The sequence below is a fragment of the Acinetobacter sp. P1332 genome (assembly GCF_044057475.1).
Classification (GTDB): Bacteria; Pseudomonadota; Gammaproteobacteria; order Pseudomonadales; family Moraxellaceae; genus Acinetobacter; species Acinetobacter johnsonii.
The window spans coordinates 139,433-158,579 of record NZ_CP171157.1 but is presented as its reverse complement, the minus strand read 5'-3'; the positions used below and the strand labels follow the sequence as shown (position 1 = coordinate 158,579).

Below are 19,147 nucleotides of genomic sequence, written 5' to 3'. Positions count from 1 at the left end.
ACATTAACATGAAGGAAATATGTATGTCCGAACCAGTGAATCTCTTTCAACAAACCAGAAAACACATAAAAACAGGAAACTTAACGTTTCTCTCAAAGCAAGTAACTGCATGGCAGAAACTTACAAAACTGATTCAACCTCTCCTACCGCAACCAGAGCAGTGGCAGGTTGTTTGTTATCAATATGGTATTTTGACGATTACCGGCGAAAATCAAGCGATGATTAGTCAACTTGGTTACCTTCAAAAACAATATATTGCACAACTGTCGGAACTTGAGGAGTTTAAAGACCTACAAAAACTCCAAGTTCGTTTGAGAATCCCCTCTCAAACACCCGCAAAGATACAATCTATTTCAAGATCGCTAAGCACAGAAACTCAAGACTTAATTCGAGGTGCTGCTGACTTTGTGAGCGACCCTAAGCTTAGCCAAGCAATGCGCCGTTTGGCAAGCAAAAAAAAGTAACCTTGTCGCGACTAGCTTCAGAATTGCTTTTTTAAAATGATAGATTCATCACACTTAACATTATTACAATATAACATCACACAAGAAAGACAATGACTTAAGTCACACTCACATAAGGAATTGGACACTGATCTTCGTCATTAAATGTTACAATTTCATAACTGCTTGGATCACTTTGGACATTGCGCAATAATTGATTATTTAAAGCATGCCCAGACTTATATCCATCAAATTTGGCAATAATTTGGTGGCCGAGCAAATAAAGATCCCCCACCGCATCTAATATTTTGTGACGAACAAATTCATCTGAGAAGCGCAAACCTTCTTCATTCACCACACCTGTTTCATCAACACCAATGGCATTGTCTAAACTTGCCCCCAAAGCGAGATTATTGGCCTTGAGATAGTCCAAATCTTTCATAAAACCAAAAGTACGGGCTTCGCTGACTTCATAAACAAAAGTTTCGGTTGAAAAGTCGATCGTAGCAGACTGATATTCTTTCTTAAAAGCAGGATGGTCGAAGTCAATGGTGAAGTTGAGTTGAAAACCCTCATGCGGGCGGAAAATAGCGCGCTTGTCGTCGATGATTGCTTCAACGGGCTTGAGTATTTTAATAAATTTTTTAGGGGCATCCAGTTCTTTGAGACCACCTTGCATGAGCAAGTAAATAAACGGACCTGCACTACCATCCATAATTGGGACTTCAGATGCAGACACTTCAATGATCAGGTTATCAATACCCAGACCTGCAATTGCACTCATGACATGTTCAATCGTACCCACTTTGGCATCTTCTTGAACTAGGTTTGAACACATGAAGGCTTCTTGGATCAACATCGCATTTGCACGAATGTCGATGGGTGGCTTGAGATCGATACGACGAAACACAATTCCTCCGTCCGCATGATGTGGCACAAAGTTAATTAAGACTTTTTGACCACTATGCAAACCAATGCCGCTTGCTTTAACGACACGTTGCAGAGTTCTTTGTTTCAACATGTTTCATATCATCTCACCACTAAACCGCTATACGTTAGCATATTTAGCCATTTATAAAAAACAAAAAGGTAGTCAGAGACTACCTTTTCTTCATCACATGTGGCCTAACCACATAGACAAATACTACTTACGTTGTTGATTTTTCAAGTAATCTTGAATACTCATTGGTGTTGGACGTGCAGCACTCACTGTCGATGCAGAACTCGCTGCAGGAGCCGCGTCTTGGTTCTGACGCTGGATTGCAGGCACATCATCATCTTCAACAACCGCTTGCGTTGCATGCCCATGTTGTGCTACCTGCACATGTGCATTTGGACGCTTCACTGGCTCAGCAGAATCTGCTGAATTTCGAGTTAGACCTGTTGCAATGACAGTGACACTAATTTCATCACGCGCATCTGGATCAAATACAGTGCCATAGAAGACTTGGCCTTCGTCTAGATCGACAATTTGGTTCACAACATCAGTAATTTCTTCAATTTCGCCAAAGGTGACGTCATCACCACCCGTCACATTAATCAGAATCCCTTTGGCATTCATAATGGTGACATTATCTAGCAATGGGCTACGGATCGCTTGTTCGGCTGCTTGACGTGCACGGTTTTCACCACGACCTAAACCCGCACCCATCATGGCATAACCACGTGTGCTCATCGCAGTTTTCAAGTCAGCAAAGTCAAGGTTAATATGACCTGGGCGTACTACCAAATCAAAGATACTACGGACCGCATTTAATAAGACATCATCCGCTTTTTTATAGGCATCTTTCATTGAGATGTCACGGAAAACTTTTAACAAACGTTGGTTTGGAATGATGATTAAAGAATCTACATGCGCTTCTAATGCTTCAATGCCTTGCTCAGCAGACTGAAGACGACGCTTACCTTCAAAGTTAAACGGTGTCGTTACCACACCTACGGTTAAAATACCCATTTCTTTGGCAATTTCAGCAACCACTGGCGCAGCACCTGTACCTGTACCACCGCCCATGCCGGCAGTGACAAATACCATGTCAGTGCCTTCAAGGTGTTGACGAATCAAGTCACGACTTTCTTCAGCCGCGGCTTGGCCTACATTTGGATTGGCGCCCGCACCTAAACCACGAGTACTTTGCTCACCCAACTGGATTTTGAATTGTGCATTCATACGGTCTAGCGCTTGCTTGTCCGTATTGGCACATACAAACTTTACACCTTGAATATCTGACTCAAGCATGTGTTGTACGGCGTTACCACCTGCACCACCAACACCAAACACAGTAAAACGGGCTTGACCGTTGCTATCGGTTTGATCATCTTCTAAAAATTCAAATGAGGCCATGACCTATAGATTTCCTAATTCGTTATTGGCAGTCACTTAAGCCCGTATACTGCCTTGATCTTAATAAACAAAATTGCTTTTAAGCATGCTGTGCAAGCCATAGCTTGTCAAGTTTAAGCGATGCGTAGTACAACTTCTTAACAATATTCCAAAAAAATTCAACTTAAAAAACAGATTTCAGCTTTTCATTGAGTCCAGACCAAGCACGTCCAACGCGTTTAATCAGAGACAGTTTTTCTCTATCTTCTGGTTCCACTATGGTTTCTTGTGTTTCGCTCTGACTAAACATCAATAAACCTGCGGCAGTGGCATATTGAGAGCGACGTAGTGCGGCAATATTTTGCTCATCTGCTGTCACTTGCACAGGTGGATTACCCAAATGCGCAGACACCCCCAACATACGACGAGTCAACGTCACCATACCTTCGATTTGACTGGCATCACCAGTTAACACCACACCATGATACAAACCATGAATCGCACCATTACGCTCTAGCTCTTGGCGAACTTGACCTAAAATTTCTTCATAACGCGCAATCACGATTTCAGTCAGCTCAATACGACTAATCGTTTGCGGACCATCAATCCCTTGGATCTGAATCATATGGTCCGGTTTAACCGACTTAATGTCGACACACCCATAGAGTAATTTAATTCGCTCAGCTTCTTCAGTGGTGGTTTGTAACACAGCAGCAATATCACGGGTGACATGTTCGCCACCACGCTGCAAAGTATGTGTCAACGCCAAACGACCATCCAAATACACCGCAATGTTGGTGGTACCTGCACCAATATCAACCAAACAAACGCCATACTCTTTTTCATCTTTGAGTAGACTCGCTTCTGCCGTTGCCAAACAAGACACCACCAGTTTCTCCACCCCGATGTTCGCACCTTTTAAGGCCCGATCCAGGTTTTGCATGGTGCTAATTGGTAACATCATCAACTGATAATGACCAATCATGCTGTGGGCAGACATCCGTATTGGGTTTTGTACCCACTCAGTGGAGTCATCCAGCTCAAAGCCCAGTGGAACAGCACTAACCAAATAATGATCCGAGGTCATGTGGCTGGCTTTAGCCAACTCTAATGCACGAACCACTTCACTTGTTGTAATTGTGTGGTCAGTATTTTCAACTGGCGTTCGTCCAGAGGCATAAAAGCTTTTTAACTCGGCACTTGGGATTGAGACCCACGCGGAATGGACACGGCATTCAGCCATATCTTCTGCTTCTTGCACGGCATTTTTTATCGCTGTAATGACTTTATCAAGACTTACAATTTTTCCTTTATTCATGCCTCGGTTACGAGCAGTTGCCATTCCTATCACTTGGATATTGTCTGGCGCATGTACCTTACCAATCAAAACTGAAACTTTGTGCGTCCCAATGTCAATCGCAACAACTGAGGGAACCGCTTCATTCATTATTTACTACTACCATCACATGTTTGTTTAATTTATGGCTTTATGCCTCTGTTTTAAAGCCAAGTATTATGGCTTTGCTGCTGCTCCACCTGCAATGCTTGTGTCATCAATCGTTACAACAAAATGACCATTTGCTATCTTTGGTGCGGCAGAATTTTTCCATTGGATGGCCAAGCCATTCCGATAACGCAAATCAATGGCAGATACTTTGGCCCAAACTGGCTTCAAATCACTTTGAGCTAAATAACTCAAACGTTGCAGCTTACTCATGGTTTGATCCTGATCTACGATAACACGTAAACCTGAATCGAACTGCATAAACCAAGTCATACGCTCCGTTAAATATAGTTCTTTTAAACGAAGGTTGACTGGCTGGAATAATTGATTAATTTCATTATAACGGCGCATCATCATTTTAGATTGACTGATTGGGCCGTGTAATAAAGGCAAACTCTGATTATTTTTCGGTGTTACTTCGCTAAATACGTCACCACTGTCACTTAAGAGACGCCCTGTCCCCCAACGTGCAATTGCATGCCGCGGCATAACGCGAACGCGAATCGCATTCGGCCATGCCCGCGAAACCACCACGCGATCGACCCAAGCCAGCTCTAAAGTGCGATCACGAATCTCTTCTAAATCTGAGGTGAAATAATTATGAGTAATGGCTGGTGAAACATGTCCCATCACCTGATTTTTTTCCGCCTCAGAACGTACACCTACCACATCAAGTTCGGCCACACGTGCATCTGTCATGACTTGATATAAGCCATAAATCCCAACCAATAGTACCGCCACAGCAACGACCAACATCACCCAACCACCGAAGTTGGCAAGCTTTTCCTTACGCGTCGGTGGTTTATCGTGTATCGACGTAATCGCTGCGCGTTTACGGCGCATAGAAGCGGGTAATTGCGCCATTTAGTGAGCCGCACCTGTCAGTGTTTGCTCTAAAATTTGGACACAAAGCGCATCAAAGCTATAACCCACTGCATTTGCTGCTTTCGGTACCAAAGAGTGACTGGTCATCCCAGGTACTGTATTCACTTCTAGTAACCAGAAATTGCCTTGCTCATCTTGCATCGCATCAATACGACCCCAACCACTTGCACCCACCGCTTGGAATGCACGGAGGCAAAGCGCTTGCAACTTTTGCTCTTCTTCAGTGCTTAAGCCACACGGAATTCCGTATTCCACATCATTACGTTGATATTTCGCTTCATAATCATAAAAAGCCACATCCGCAGGCGGTTGTAGACGAATCACAGGTAGCGGTTGACCATTTAAAAATGAAATCGTGAATTCACGTCCCGTAATCCATTTTTCAGCCATCACCACAGCATCGTGTTGGGTCGCTTTGGCAATTGCCGCTGCCAAATCTTCTGCTTTTTCAACTTTACTCATGCCGACACTTGAACCTTCGTGTACTGGCTTGATAATCAGTGGAAGACCCAAATTCGCCACCACTTCAGCTAAATCTGACTCTTGGCTAATGATGCGATAAGGCGCTGTTGGTAAGTCTGAACCCTGCCAAATTTGCTTGGTTTTAACTTTATCCATACCAATGGCAGAACCCTGTACGCCTGTTCCGGTATACGGGATGTTGAGCCACTCCAAGACCCCTTGGATTTGACCGTCTTCTCCACCACGACCATGCAACACAATAAACGCACGGTCATAACCGACCAATTCGGTCACACTACGCTCTTTCGGGTCAAAAGCTTCTGCATTTACACCAGAACGAACCAATGCTTCAAGTACAGCTGCACCACTATCTAGAGAAACCTCACGCTCAGCAGACTTACCACCAAGCAACACCGCTACTTTGCCGAATTTTGAAGCATTTGACACGTTGATATCCTTAAACTTTATGACTGTTTTATTCAGTGAGTAATCACAAAACGTGATTATTTTAAATATAAATGATTGCTTGCAAGCTCAACCGAGATAGCTCCCACATTACCTGCGCCTTGCGTCAATAACAAGTCATCTGCTTGTAACACTTTTTTCAACGCATGCTGCAAATTACCTTCGACCGGATCGATCAAAATCGGCTCTACATCGCCACGTAAACGAATACTACGCGCCAATGAACGGCTGTCTGCCCCCACAATCGGTTTTTCACCTGCAGGATAGACTTCAAGCAGCAACAACTGATCAACCTGTGACAATACATCCACAAAGTCATCGAAACAGTCACGGGTACGGCTAAAACGGTGTGGCTGGAACATCATCACTAAACGGCGGTCTGGATGGCTTGCACGTGCTGCTTTAATGGTCGCTTCAACTTCTTTTGGATGGTGACCATAGTCATCCACCAATTTCACATTACCGCCTTCGATGTCAAATTCACCTTGGACTTGGAAACGACGACCTACACCGCTGAAACTTTCCAACGCACGTGCAATCGCAGCATCAGAGACACCTTCATCGGTTGCAATACCGATCGCCGCAAGTGCATTTAAAATATTATGCAAACCCGGCAAATTGATGGTTAAACGCAAAGGCTCACGATCTTTACGTAATACGGTAAAGTGCGACTGCATGCCTTCTTGTTCAATATCCACTGCACGAATGTCATTGTCTTCGTTAAAACCATATGTGATCAATGGACGACCAATACGCGGCATGATTTCACGAATGTTGGCATCATCGCCACACACCACAGCCAAGCCGTAAAACGGTAGTTTTTGTAAGAACTGTACAAAGGTATCTTTTAGGACATCGAAGCTACCACCATAGGTGTCCATGTGGTCTGCATCAATATTGGTCACAATGGTGGCCATCGGTTGCAGATGCAGGAATGACGCATCTGATTCATCTGCTTCTGCCACGATAAAACGACTCGCGCCCAGCGCAGCATTCACACCAGTACGGTTCAACAAACCACCAATCACATAGGTTGGATCTAGATTTTCTTCTGCCAACATACACGTCACTAGGCTTGTAGTCGTGGTTTTACCATGCGTTCCCGCAACAGCAATCCCATGACGGTAGCGCATCAGCTCACCCAGCATTTCTGCACGGCGCACCACAGGTGTACGCGTTTCAATGGCTGCTTTAATTTCTGGGTTTTCTGCATCAATTGCAGTCGACACCACAATCACGTTTGCCCCTTGAATATTTTCAGCCGTATGCCCGATATAGACTTTGATGCCATTTTCTTCAAGCTGAGCCGTGGTTTTTGATGCTTTGATATCTGAACCTGAGACTTTGTAGCCTTGGTTCTTGAGCACTTCAGCAATACCACACATACCCGCACCACCAATCCCAATAAAATGGATGTGCTTAATACGGCGCATTTCTGGCACTTTAATTAACTTTTTTGCTTGATCAGCAGGCGTAGATGGCGACATAAAATACTCGGTTTACAATGCTTGAATTAAACGAACCACATGTTGGGTTGCATCGGGTTGTGCTTGCTGACGTGCTTTCACTGCCATTTCAGACAATAACTGACGGTTCATCAAGGGTAATAATAATTCTTTTAAACTCTCGGGGGTCATGCTTGCTTGTGGACAAATTTTGGCTGCACCGATATTAGCTAAAAACTTTGCATTGGCCGTTTGGTGATCATCCACAGCGCTTGGCAGCGGAACAAAAACCGCAGCCACACCAGCAGTCGCAATCTCGGTCACGGTTAACGCCCCAGCACGGCAAATAATTAAATCAGCATCACTATAAGCTTGGGCCATATTTTCAATAAAAGGGTGAACTTCAACCTGAAGCTGTTCAGGTGCATCGGCATAGCGCGCTTGTGTCGCTTCTGCATGGTTTTGACCACACTGATGATAAACGCTTAACGGCACATTCAATTGCTTCAATGCTTCAGGAACACGCTCATTTAACGCTTGTGCGCCCAACGAGCCACCCACAATTAAGACCTGCAGTGGCAGACCTGCTTTTTCACGTTCTTGATAACGCCAAGACGGATTCAAAATTTCCGTAATCTCTTTGCGGACGGGATTGCCGGTGGTCACAATTTTATCTTGTGCAGCAAAGGTGTTTGGAAAAGCCTGGCACACTGTTTTGGCAATACGTGATAACTGCGTATTGGTAAAACCTGCAATCGCATTCTGCTCATGAATAATCACAGGAATACCCAGTGCACGCGCAGCCAATCCACCAGGTCCCGCGACATAGCCCCCAAAGCCCGCGACGGCATCGACTTTGAGCTGCTTCATGTAACGCATTGCACTTAAAGTGGCTTTTAAAATTTTAAAGGGTGCCAATACTTTACGGACTAAGCCATTGCCGCGCACACCTTGAATATCAATTTGATAAATTGGGATATCATGATTTTTAAGCAGGCGATTTTCCATACCTGTGGGCGTAGCAAGCCACGAGACTTGGCAACCTTGTTGCTGTAATTCCTTAGCCACAGCAAGTGCTGGAAAAACATGCCCGCCCGTTCCGGCAGCCATCATCATTACATGTTTCGGCTTTGTTTGTGTTGCTTCGGTCACAGTCTAATTCTTCAATTCTAAAAATATGGAAACAAAATTCAATTTTAAGCGATCAATTGTAATCACAAACGCATAGTCGCGAAAGATTATTTACTTTTTTTCAACAGCCATTTGATTGTTTTTTTCTACTGATTTTCAAGTTTAAACTAGATTTGTTATCAGATGTGCATTTTAACTCAAACTACAGCACACAATCAGGCTCGACAGCTCAATTGGCTAGATTTAAAAATAAAACAATGAAGCTTATTCAAATCAATTATTTAACATCATTTTAAAGCCCAATTCACTTCATTTTAGTGCTTAGAAATACAATCTGAGTGCATACATTGGAGTAGGATGGAAATTCGTAGTGTCTAGCAACATAATCCGCTTTATTTTCAACCAAATTGATACACTTTGCAGCAAAGTACAGCTCTATTTCAAAACCAACCACCTCCATGAAAGAAAAAAGGAACCATTTCAGGTTCCTTTTCTGTCGTTTTAGCTGGCTTTGCCTGCTTCTAGGACATCAAATAAAGTATCGGCAATCGAGGTACCAAATTGCGTATCAATCTCACGAATACAGGTTGGACTGGTGACATTAATCTCGGTCACATAGTTGCCAATCACATCAAGTCCGACAAAAACCAAACCTTTTTCACGTAAGAAGGGGCCCACTTTTGCAGCAATCGCCTTGTCGTTTTCAGTCAAAGGACGTGCTTGACCCAAACCACCTGCGGCCAAATTCCCACGGACTTCGCCGTTTTGTGGAATACGCGCCAAACAGTACGGAATAGGTTCACCATTGACCAGCAAAATACGCTTATCCCCTTCCACAATTTCAGGAATATAACGCTGCGCCATAATCGGACGTGTGCCCATTTCCGTCAACATTTCCAAAGTTGAGCCAATGTTCACACCATCTTGATATAAACGGAAAATTCCCATACCCCCCATACCATCAAGAGGCTTCACAATCACATCACCATGTTCTTTGATAAATTCACGGATCAGGCTTTGTTGTGAAGTCACTAATGTAGGGACTTGGAGTTCGGGGAACTGCGTGGCAAACAGTTTTTCATTACAGTCACGTAAGGACTGTGGTTTATTGATAATCCACGCGCCTTCACGTTCCGCTTGTTCCAAAATATAGGTGGTGTAGACAAAGTTCATGTCGAACGGCGGATCTTTACGCATCAAGATCACATCGTAATCGGCCAAGGACTCTTTTTGCTGTTCGCCCAACTCAAAATAATGATCGTAGTCTTCAAACACTTTTAAGGGAGAAATCAGACCAAAGGCTTTGCCTTGATCGATATATAAATCGTGTTGTAATGCATAACCCAGCTCGTGTCCACGACGGCTTGCGGCCCATAACATGGCCATGGTGGAATCTTTTTTGAGATTCACCGTTTCAATCGGGTCCATCACTACCAGTACACGCATAATTCTCACGCTCATATTTTTTAAACTTGGCAAAAGTATAGCGAAGTTTTCAGGTTTGGGTGCAACAAGTTGTGTAATAATTAGAGATTAAAAAATCTATTTTATTCAAATAACTACAACACATTGTAGTAACAAATCAGATACTAACTGCGCGATGCAACAAAGGAAGTATGCGCCTATTACCACGCAACAGCTCCTTTCCACACCTTCTCCATTAAGCCAAAAGGCGTTGAATATCCTTAGCAATTTTTTCGGGCTTAACAATTGGCGCATAGCGTTTCACCACCAGCCCTTTTTGGTTAATGAGAAACTTGGTGAAATTCCACTTGATGCTTTGACTACCTAAAATGCCTTTAGCTTCAGTGGTTAAATACTGATACAACGGATGCGCTGTAGGACCATTCACGTCAACTTTGGCAAACATCGGGAAAGAGACCCCATAATTACGCTGACAAAAACTGCCGATCTCTTCATTACTCGCAGGGTCTTGCTGCGCAAATTGGTTGCAGGGAAAACCTAAAATCAGTAGACCTTGCTGTTGATAGTCCTGATATAACTTTTCCAAGCCTTCAAATTGCGGGGTTAAACCACATTGGCTGGCGGTATTCACCACCAATAAAACCTTGCCCTGATAATCTGCCAGATTTTTTTGCTCGCCTTCCAACAGTTCAGCCTGAAAATCATAAATTGTGGTCATTACATCTCTTCCATTCATCAAAATGTCATTAATTAAAGTCGCTTCAAGCACTGAACCGACCTCATTTTCAAAATAATATCGCACACAATTAACTTGTGTACAATACTATTATGCGCAATACACTTTTACCTCTATTTCATTTATACTGCTTTACAGACATTAACACCCAAGGACTGCAATATGGCGGACACCCCTCTTTTAGAAAATCGCGTGTGTTTTGCCATGTATTCCGCAACCAATGCGATGGTTCGTCAATACCGTCCACGCTTACAGGTTTACGATCTGACCTATCCACAATTTATTGTTTTGTTGGCTTTATACGAGCAGGACAATGTGACGCTGACTGAGATTGGACAAAAAACCTTTTTTGACTCAGGCACCTTAACCCCGATTATAAAAAAACTAGAAGAAAAACAGTTTTTAAAGCGTGTTGCCGTCAAAGAAGATGAACGTATGAAAAAAGTCGTTCTGCTGGAAAAAGCACTCTTAGTCAAAGATAAAATTATAGCCATTCCATTTGAGCTGGCGTGTTCTTTAGGTCTAGATCCCGATGATTTGGTAGCCATCCATCAACTGTGTCAGCGTTTTTTAAACGGCTTAGAACAGCCTCAACACGATAGTCGAGATACTTAAGTGCAACAAGCGATTGTCGGTTTTCATCTAGATGAAGAACATCATTGGGTGGCGGAGCTTGCCTGTGGCCACACACAACATGTCCGCCATACTCCACCGTGGCAAAACCGCCCTTGGGTACAAACTGAGCAAGGACGCCAAGAAAAAATAGGCGTTCTTTTAAGCTGTAAAAAATGTATGGAAAATTCACAAAAATAATTCTTTTACATTTTCTTCAAATTTTAATGCTTATTTATCATTTTTTTAGAAAAATTAAAAAACCTGTACAGCTGTACTTTTCAGCCCAGTAAAACTATGTAGAAAAAAATGAATATTACCGTAAGTCTTGTTCATTTTTAGTAAATGATTATACTTATCATTTTTATTTGCAATTCACTCTCTCCGAGCCTTAAATCATGATTAAATTTTCACCACAGCCGCTTTGTGGTTCTAACCTATTCAAATATAGCCTTCTCAGCTTTATGATTTTAAATGCGCATGCAGCCTATGCGGATGAAGCAACACTACAAAATAATGAGAACCCTTCCTCTCAAGCGACGATAAACAACTCGAATACAGCAGCAGTTCTGCCGACCTTGAAAATTGAGGCAATGAGTGAACTTGATCCAATCAAAAGCTATGTCGATTATGATCAGGCCAATGTCACACGGAATGGTTTAAAGAAAAAAGACATTCCTCAAACCATCGACACCATCGATGTACAGAAATATAAAATCTATGGCTCTAACGACCTCAGTGTAATGTTACAAGGTACACCAGGGGTTTCAACCAGCTACGATATGCGCGGTGATGGCATTACCCTCCGTGGTTTCTCTGCCGACTCGGGTGATATTTACCGTGATGGTATCCGTGAAAGTGGCCAAGTGCGTCGTAGTACAGCCAACATTGAACGGATCGAAATTTTAAAAGGCCCTGCCTCGGTGTTATATGGACGTAGTGCAGGCGGCGGTGTGGTCAATATGGTGAGTAAATACGCCAACTTTGACTCAAAAAGCTCAGTCGGTACTTACGTAGGCTCATATGATACTTATGGCGCAACAGCGGATATTAACCAAGTCTTAAATGACAACTGGGCTTTCCGTTTAACAGGTGAATACGGTGAAGCGGATAGTTTCCGTTCAGGCATCGACAGTAAAATTGAGATGATCTCGCCAAGTTTCACTTATAAAAATGATGATGAAACCCTCACGTGGACCACACAATATACCTATGACAAATTAGGTCGAGTACCAGACCGTGGACCTTCTTATAGTGTTTTACCTGCTGGAACATCCATTAAAACGGGCTTTGCACAAAAAGGCGATTACGTTGATGATGTACTACAAGTCATTCGTTCAGATTTAAATTACGAATTTGCGCCGAATTGGAAATTCCATTGGGCAACCAGTTACCGCCAAGCAGATCAAGACTTTGATCATTTTTATGGTGGTACCTACTGTGCTTCGAATGAAACCACCAGCAATGGTGAAAGTAGTAAAGCGGGTGCCGGTTTTACTCCTGTAGATCAACGTCGCTGCTATAACAATGTCGGAAAAATTTCGCAAAACTATTACTGGCAACAAACATCTAATCGTACTACCACCAACACGTGGGATATTACTGGTGAGTTTAATACGGGCGCCATTCAGCATAATCTTTTAGTGGGTACCGATTGGACCTATGAACAAAGAGAACCGAAACTTTCTAATAAAAACGCCAATGGCAGTCGAATTGATGGTTTTTATGACCCAATTACAGGTCAATTAACACAGAATAATCGTGATAACGGTGCTAAAACCATTACTCAGCATAATTATAATGAAGGCACAAGCTACGGCTTTTTCATTCAAGACTTAATTAGTTTTAATGAATATTTCAAAGTAATGCTTGGTGCACGTTATGATTATTACGATACATCAACCACCAATAAATTATTAGCTTCTTCCGACATCAATTACCATCGTAGTATCAATGATGAAAGCTTTAGCCCCAACATTGGTTTCATTTGGCAACTCACAGATCAACACAGCTTCTATGCTTCATACAATAAAAGCTTTGCACCGTTTGGTGGGCGTGTAGGTGTCAGTGTTGTATCCGCAAATACCAATCTGAATACCTTTGATTCAGAACCTCAATATAATGAGCAATACGAAATTGGGGTCAAAAGTGACTGGTTTGATGACCGTTTAAATACCCAACTCTCAGTTTTTAACATTCGCAAAAATAATATTCGTTATGTACCTGATGACACTAAACCTGAAGAATGGGCAACTGCGGGCGAACATCAATCTAAAGGTCTAGAGTTTAGTTTTATTGGTCGCGTATTGGATAATGTATTTATCCGTGGTGGATATGGTTATCTACAAGCCGAAGTTAAAAAAGACAAGCAAAATCCAGATAATGTGAATAAAGTGCTAAATAATGCGCCTGAACATACGGGTAACTTATTTGTTCGTTACTTACCTACAGAAAAACTCTATGGTGAAGTTGGTGTGACTTATGTGGGTGACTACAAAGCCTACCCTAATAGCAATTTAAGCAACCAGCCCTTGGATATGAAAGCTTTCTCACGTATCGATGCAGCCATTGGTTATAGTGCTGATCCATGGAACCTGACCTTAGCTGTCAGTAACTTGACCAATAAAGAATACTGGCGTTCAGACTCTATGCCAGGTACACCACGTAGCTTCCTCATGCGTTTGAACTACCAGTTCTAAACCCCTTCAGTTAAAACGCCATCTCAAGCGGAACAGGTCACTGTTCCGTTTTTTTATGCTTAGCAAGGGACGACTAAGCCAATCAATGCATGCTTCGAACCTTTTCTGATAAAGCGCAAGAAACGGATTTTCAGGCCTGACTGGATTTGTTACTCTTTTCTTAAGTTAAATGATTTCCGCGAGTAATCATGACAGAACATAGCAATTACGCACGTGTGGCAAAGGCAATTGAATACATTGAACAAAATTTCAAACAGCAACCCAGTTTGACTGAGATTGCAGGACACGTTCATTTAAGTCCTACACATTTTCAGCGTATCTTTAGCGAATGGGCAGGCATTAGCCCGAAGAAATTTCTGCAATATATTAGTGTGGAATATGCAAAGTCGGTTTTGAACAACCACACAGAAAATAATATTTTTGCAGCAACTTTTGACACTGGCCTTTCCAGTACCAGCCGATTGCATGATTTATTTGTCCAAATCGAAGGGATGACGCCCGCAGAATATAAACAGGGTGGTGAAGCACTCCACATTCACTATAGTTTTGCAGAAACCATTTTTGGCTCCGTCATTATTGCCTCGACCCCTAAAGGGATTTGTCATATGGCCTTTACCGAAGCAGATCGGGATGCATTGACCTATCTGAAAAAACAGTTCCCACGCGCGACATTTATTGAAGATCAGGATGAATTACAACGCAAAGCACTCGCAATTTTTCAGCACGATCAAAACAGCCTATCAGAGATTAAACTGCATCTAAAAGGCACCGACTTTCAGCTCAAGGTTTGGCAATGTCTGCTGAAAATCCCCATGGGGCAGCTCAGCAGTTATGCACATATTGCTCAAGAGATTGGGCAAGAGCGTGCCTCACGAGCGGTCGGAACAGCAATTGGCAGCAATCCCGTTGCCTTTTTAATTCCATGTCATCGGGTCATTCAGTCTTCAGGGCAACGTGGCGGCTATATGTGGGGGACAACACGTAAAACTGCGATGATTGGCTGGGAAGGGGTGCATAGCCAAACGCCAACCGAGTGAGAGAGCGAATAAAAAAGGAAGCCAAAGCTTCCTTTTTTTGTTTCAACGTTTAGACGCCATATTTCACGCGGTAGGCTTCCATTTTTGCTAAAGCTTTTGTTTCACCTTTAGCCTCTAAATAATTCATCAAATCTTTCATGGTCACCAGTGCATGCACAGGAATTTCCAATTCTTTTTGGACTTCTTGAATCGCAGACAGTTCACCTTGACCTTTTTCTTGACGGTCTAATGCAACCAACACACCTGCAATCTGCGCACCTGCATTTTTCAAAATGGTGACCACTTCACGGATCGCTGTGCCCGCAGTAATCACGTCATCAATAATCCAGACTTTTTTGCCTGCAACGGATGCACCAACCAAGACCCCGCCTTCACCATGATCTTTGGCTTCTTTACGGTTGAAACCCCAAGGCACACTCACCCCATGATTTTGTGACAAAGCCACAGCTGTTGCAGCAACAAAAGGAATCCCTTTGTACGCAGGACCAAAGATGACCTCAACATTGTTGCATTCTGTCAGTTTGGCTGCATAGCCAGACGCCAGTAATGACAAGGCTTCACCGTCATTGAGTAGACCTGCATTAAAAAAATAAGGACTCACACGACCCGATTTTAAAGTAAACTCACCAAATTTAAGCACGCCACGTGATAATGCGAGTTCGATAAAAGCTTGAGGGTTAAATGTCGCTTGCGTTGTCATGCGGTGCTCCGTATTTTCAAATTGAGGTAAGACTTGCGCATGATACCAAAGAGTAGCTATCCAAGTGATCAAAAAATTTTACGTGTAGTTTCAATTAACGTAAATGGTCTACGTTCTGCAGAAAAAAAAGGGATTTTTGATTGGATTGCCACATCAGATGCTGATGTGATTTGCATGCAAGAATCTCGCATCACCCACGAACAATGGACCGATAAATTTAAACCTGAAGGTTGGCATACTCACCTGTTCCCTGCTGAACGTCCAGGGTATGCTGGCACTGCTATTTATAGCCGTTTACCGTTTGTTTCAGTCACGGATGGACTTGGTTTTGAATTGGCCGATTCTCAAGGCCGCTTTATTTCGGCTGAGTTTGACTTAGGCTTAGACCAAAACGTGCATATTTGTTCACTCTATTTACCATCGGGTTCTTCTGGTGAAGAGGCACAAGTACGTAAAGACCACTTCTTAGAAGAATACAAACAAATTTTGAAACAATGGCGTGATGAAAATAAATCCGTGATTATCTGTGGTGACTACAACATCGTGCATAAACGCATTGACATTAAAAACTGGTCAGGCAACCAAAAAGCCTCAGGTTGCTTACCGCACGAACGCGCTTGGCTCGATCATATTTATGATGAACTTGGCTATGTCGATACTTTCCGTGAAGTGCGTCCAGAGGCTGAGCTTTATTCGTGGTGGTCAAACCGAGGACAGGCCCGAGCGAAGAACGTGGGCTGGCGCATTGACTATCAAGCGTGCTCACCTGACTGGAAAGCCCGTACAGTCAATGCTTGGGTCTATAAAGAAACATGGTTTAGTGACCATGCACCTGTCATTATTGACTACAAAATCTAGAAAAATTTAAGTATTTAGCTCATATTCAGTAAACACTTGTTTACTGAATATGAGTTTTTAACCTACATTATCTGCCGTTTTTTGAGTCTTTTTCTGATCAATCAATCAGTGCATTATGTTTCCACGGCAAAGGGACGATGTCAGGATGACAGCACAAGGACAGGACGCCGTAGGATGAAATTAAAACGAACTATGGATATAGTTGGTTTTCAAGGATGTGACAATGGACGTTGTAATGAGACCCGCATGATCAGGATGATTAAATGCGGGTTTTCTCTTTTTTAGTCTCTACTTTTTAATATTTTTTATTTTTTTATTCTATTTTTCTTTGATTTAATTCTAAAACGCTTTTATGACAAGACGATGACGCTATTGGCTTAAATCGCGACACTAGAGCTGCTCTGCTTTTTCCGTTACTCTAAACCCAGCTTAAAATTCAGAAGGGTTTTCCATGTTAAACGTGTATGGCATTAAAAATTGTAATTCAATGAAAAAAGCATTCGACCTACTGAATGAGTTAGGTTTAGCGTACGAGTTTCATGATTATAAAAAACAAGGCATTGATGCTACGACTGTCAAAACATGGCTCGATCAGATTGGGGCAGATGTGGTCCTGAATAAGAAAGGTACCACTTGGCGTAAGCTGACTGAAGCAGAACAAGACACTGCTTTAGCTTCAGAGCAAGGACTGATTGATGCCCTCACAACCCATCACAGCCTCATCAAGCGCCCCGTGATTGCAACCCCGAAGGGTTTTATTGTGGGTTTCAATGAAGATGCAATTCGTGCCCTAAAGGCATAACAAAACAAAAAAAGCCGAGCAATTGCTCGGCTTTTTTTGTTGGATGGGATTAGTTCGCGCGAATCCAAGTTTGGTTACGGCCAAGTGCAGCCACGCCAATATAACCACGAAGCTCTAGTTTTTTACCACCAGCAGCAATGTTGCCTTTTAATTTATAGGTTTTACCGGTTTGTGGATCTAAAATTGATCCACCGTCATAGCTTGTACCACCCACATTTTTCAGACCATGTACAATCGTTAAACCTTTCAAAGATTTATTTTTATACGGGCCTTCACACTTGGTACATGCATTTTCTTCACCTGGCGTCAAAATACCTTGAATACTCGCAGTTAAAGTTCCATTTTTTTGCTCAGTGAATTTAACCAAGGCTTTCGCTTGTTTAGTTTTGTCATCAATCGTTTTCCAAACAGTGCCATTCAGCGGATCTGCTGCATGAGCTAGAGCGGTTAATCCTAGTACGCTTAACGCAAGTGCAATTTTTTTCATTTTTGTCATTTCCCTAGTCTAGTATAGACGACTATCATTATTAAAAAGTCACAACAATTTTTCAATTTTTCAATGTGACCAATTAGTGTAACCTTGTAAATTATGTTGGTAAATACACAAACTCAAGGTAAAACAAATAACAAAATGGAATAACTATGAAGATTGCCGATCCATGGAAACAAATCATTACAGAGCAGTTTTTAAAAACCACGATTCGAACCCCAAGTCGCTTTAGTCTCCCACCCAGTAGTCAGCGTTTTCTTCTTGAACAAATGTGTCGTGCATTTCCGCTCAATAAGTCGATCCAGATTCGTCCTCTACGTCTTGCAGGCCTGCGTGCGGAAGAGTTAAAACCTGAAACTGAAGCCACTCAGCTCATTTTGCATATTCATGGTGGAGCTTTCTTTTTAGGTTCAATGAATACCCACCGTGCGTTTGTCTCAGACCTTGCAGCCAGCACACAAATGCAAGTCATTCACCTTGACTATCCTTTGTCACCCGAACACCCCTATCCTGAGGCCATTGATGCGCTGTTTGATGTTTATCAGTTATTATTGGAACAAGGGATACAAGCCAAAGACATTATTTTATCGGGGGATTCATGTGGTGCAAATTTAGCTCTAGCCTTGGCGCTGCGCATTCGTGATGAGCAACGTCCTCAAGTCAGTGGGCTGATTCTGCTTTCGCCATTTTTGGATTTAAGCTTAACCAGTGAATCTATTCGCTATAACAGCAAGCTCGATGCACTGTTATCCATCGAAGCCCTTGAAACAGGCATCGACTATTATGTTCCAGAGCAAATCGACCCCGCCGACCCACTTGTTTCACCTTTATTTGACGATTTAGCAGACCTCCCACCGACCCTTGTACAAGTCGGTTCGAAAGAAATTCTCTTGGACGATGCACAGCGGTTTAGAGATAAAGCGACCAAGGCTGGCGTAGACGTAACATTTAAACTATACACAGGCATGTGGCATAACTTTCAAATGTTTAATGCATGGTTTACAGAAGCTAAAATGGCTTTGGATGATATCGCAGCGTTTGCTCAAGCGCTCGACCAAGACTAGACACATCCCGCATAAAAAAAGGTCAGCTGAACGCTGACCAAATGAGGAATCATGGGACTACAGTTATTG

Annotated in this window: 19 protein-coding genes; 8 read left to right on the top strand and 11 right to left on the bottom strand. The window is 42.7% G+C overall.

The window, feature by feature from the left end:
- Positions 1–23: 23 nt before the first annotated feature.
- A complete protein-coding gene (locus ACFN7Z_RS00670) occupies positions 24–464 on the top strand; it encodes a hypothetical protein (RefSeq protein ID WP_058951534.1) in 441 nt (146 codons plus the stop codon).
- 97 nt (positions 465–561) lie between these two features.
- Here the strand turns inward: ACFN7Z_RS00670 and lpxC are convergent, their stop codons facing one another.
- From lpxC to ACFN7Z_RS00625, 9 genes are all read right to left on the bottom strand, one after another.
- Positions 562–1,464: a UDP-3-O-acyl-N-acetylglucosamine deacetylase gene (lpxC, locus tag ACFN7Z_RS00665; RefSeq protein ID WP_058951533.1), complete on the bottom strand. Its 903-nt coding sequence runs from the start codon at positions 1,462–1,464 to the stop codon at positions 562–564.
- Between the two features lie 123 nt (positions 1,465–1,587).
- On the bottom strand, positions 1,588–2,784 hold the full coding sequence (gene ftsZ, locus ACFN7Z_RS00660) for a cell division protein FtsZ (protein WP_058951532.1): 1,197 nt from the start codon (positions 2,782–2,784) through the stop codon (positions 1,588–1,590).
- A 163-nt stretch (positions 2,785–2,947) separates the two neighbouring features.
- The gene (gene ftsA, locus ACFN7Z_RS00655) at positions 2,948–4,210 is read right to left on the bottom strand and encodes a cell division protein FtsA (protein ID WP_058951531.1); all 1,263 of its coding nucleotides are present in this window, start codon (positions 4,208–4,210) and stop codon (positions 2,948–2,950) included.
- 66 nt (positions 4,211–4,276) lie between these two features.
- On the bottom strand, positions 4,277–5,131 hold the full coding sequence (locus tag ACFN7Z_RS00650) for a cell division protein FtsQ/DivIB (protein WP_224468044.1): 855 nt from the start codon (positions 5,129–5,131) through the stop codon (positions 4,277–4,279).
- Positions 5,132–6,061 carry a D-alanine--D-alanine ligase gene (locus tag ACFN7Z_RS00645; protein WP_058951530.1) on the bottom strand — a complete coding sequence of 310 codons (930 nt, stop codon included), beginning with the start codon at positions 6,059–6,061 and terminating at the stop codon, positions 5,132–5,134.
- A 56-nt stretch (positions 6,062–6,117) separates the two neighbouring features.
- Positions 6,118–7,566: a UDP-N-acetylmuramate--L-alanine ligase gene (gene murC / locus ACFN7Z_RS00640; protein ID WP_058951529.1), complete on the bottom strand. Its 1,449-nt coding sequence runs from the start codon at positions 7,564–7,566 to the stop codon at positions 6,118–6,120.
- Between the two features lie 12 nt (positions 7,567–7,578).
- Entirely contained in the window at positions 7,579–8,640 is a 1,062-nt protein-coding gene (gene murG, locus ACFN7Z_RS00635; RefSeq protein WP_395442668.1) for an undecaprenyldiphospho-muramoylpentapeptide beta-N-acetylglucosaminyltransferase, read from the bottom strand.
- A gap of 516 nt (positions 8,641–9,156) precedes the next feature.
- Positions 9,157–10,101: a glutathione synthase gene (gshB, locus tag ACFN7Z_RS00630; RefSeq protein ID WP_058951527.1), complete on the bottom strand. Its 945-nt coding sequence runs from the start codon at positions 10,099–10,101 to the stop codon at positions 9,157–9,159.
- A 214-nt stretch (positions 10,102–10,315) separates the two neighbouring features.
- A complete protein-coding gene (locus ACFN7Z_RS00625) occupies positions 10,316–10,798 on the bottom strand; it encodes a glutathione peroxidase (protein ID WP_058952487.1) in 483 nt (160 codons plus the stop codon).
- Between the two features lie 180 nt (positions 10,799–10,978).
- On the opposite strand from ACFN7Z_RS00625, the gene ACFN7Z_RS00620 reads away from it, so the two are divergent.
- From ACFN7Z_RS00620 to ACFN7Z_RS00605, 4 genes are all read left to right on the top strand, one after another.
- Complete coding sequence (locus ACFN7Z_RS00620) at positions 10,979–11,431, top strand: MarR family winged helix-turn-helix transcriptional regulator (RefSeq protein WP_279732719.1); 453 nt, start codon at positions 10,979–10,981, stop codon at positions 11,429–11,431.
- Positions 11,432–11,629 carry a DUF3565 domain-containing protein gene (locus tag ACFN7Z_RS00615; protein ID WP_058870514.1) on the top strand — a complete coding sequence of 66 codons (198 nt, stop codon included), beginning with the start codon at positions 11,432–11,434 and terminating at the stop codon, positions 11,627–11,629. It begins immediately after the preceding gene.
- A 197-nt stretch (positions 11,630–11,826) separates the two neighbouring features.
- Positions 11,827–14,127, top strand: coding sequence for a TonB-dependent receptor (locus ACFN7Z_RS00610; protein WP_395442389.1), 2,301 nt, complete (start codon positions 11,827–11,829; stop codon positions 14,125–14,127).
- Positions 14,128–14,315: 188 nt separating this feature from the next.
- Positions 14,316–15,164 (top strand): methylated-DNA--[protein]-cysteine S-methyltransferase, encoded by an 849-nt coding sequence (locus ACFN7Z_RS00605; protein ID WP_395442387.1) that lies wholly within the window; start codon positions 14,316–14,318, stop codon positions 15,162–15,164.
- A gap of 49 nt (positions 15,165–15,213) precedes the next feature.
- On the opposite strand, the gene pyrE is transcribed toward ACFN7Z_RS00605, so the two are convergent.
- Positions 15,214–15,864: an orotate phosphoribosyltransferase gene (pyrE, locus tag ACFN7Z_RS00600; RefSeq protein ID WP_058870517.1), complete on the bottom strand. Its 651-nt coding sequence runs from the start codon at positions 15,862–15,864 to the stop codon at positions 15,214–15,216.
- 39 nt (positions 15,865–15,903) lie between these two features.
- Here pyrE and ACFN7Z_RS00595 point away from each other — a divergent pair, with 39 nt between their 5' ends.
- The gene (locus tag ACFN7Z_RS00595) at positions 15,904–16,722 is read left to right on the top strand and encodes an exodeoxyribonuclease III (RefSeq protein ID WP_058870518.1); all 819 of its coding nucleotides are present in this window, start codon (positions 15,904–15,906) and stop codon (positions 16,720–16,722) included.
- A gap of 451 nt (positions 16,723–17,173) precedes the next feature.
- Positions 17,174–17,524: a Spx/MgsR family RNA polymerase-binding regulatory protein gene (locus ACFN7Z_RS00590; protein WP_058870519.1), complete on the top strand. Its 351-nt coding sequence runs from the start codon at positions 17,174–17,176 to the stop codon at positions 17,522–17,524.
- A gap of 49 nt (positions 17,525–17,573) precedes the next feature.
- On the opposite strand, the gene ACFN7Z_RS00585 is transcribed toward ACFN7Z_RS00590, so the two are convergent.
- A complete protein-coding gene (locus ACFN7Z_RS00585) occupies positions 17,574–18,011 on the bottom strand; it encodes a DUF2147 domain-containing protein (protein ID WP_005401494.1) in 438 nt (145 codons plus the stop codon).
- A gap of 155 nt (positions 18,012–18,166) precedes the next feature.
- On the opposite strand from ACFN7Z_RS00585, the gene ACFN7Z_RS00580 reads away from it, so the two are divergent.
- Positions 18,167–19,078 (top strand): alpha/beta hydrolase, encoded by a 912-nt coding sequence (locus ACFN7Z_RS00580; RefSeq protein ID WP_104221641.1) that lies wholly within the window; start codon positions 18,167–18,169, stop codon positions 19,076–19,078.
- Positions 19,079–19,147: the final 69 nt, after the last annotated feature.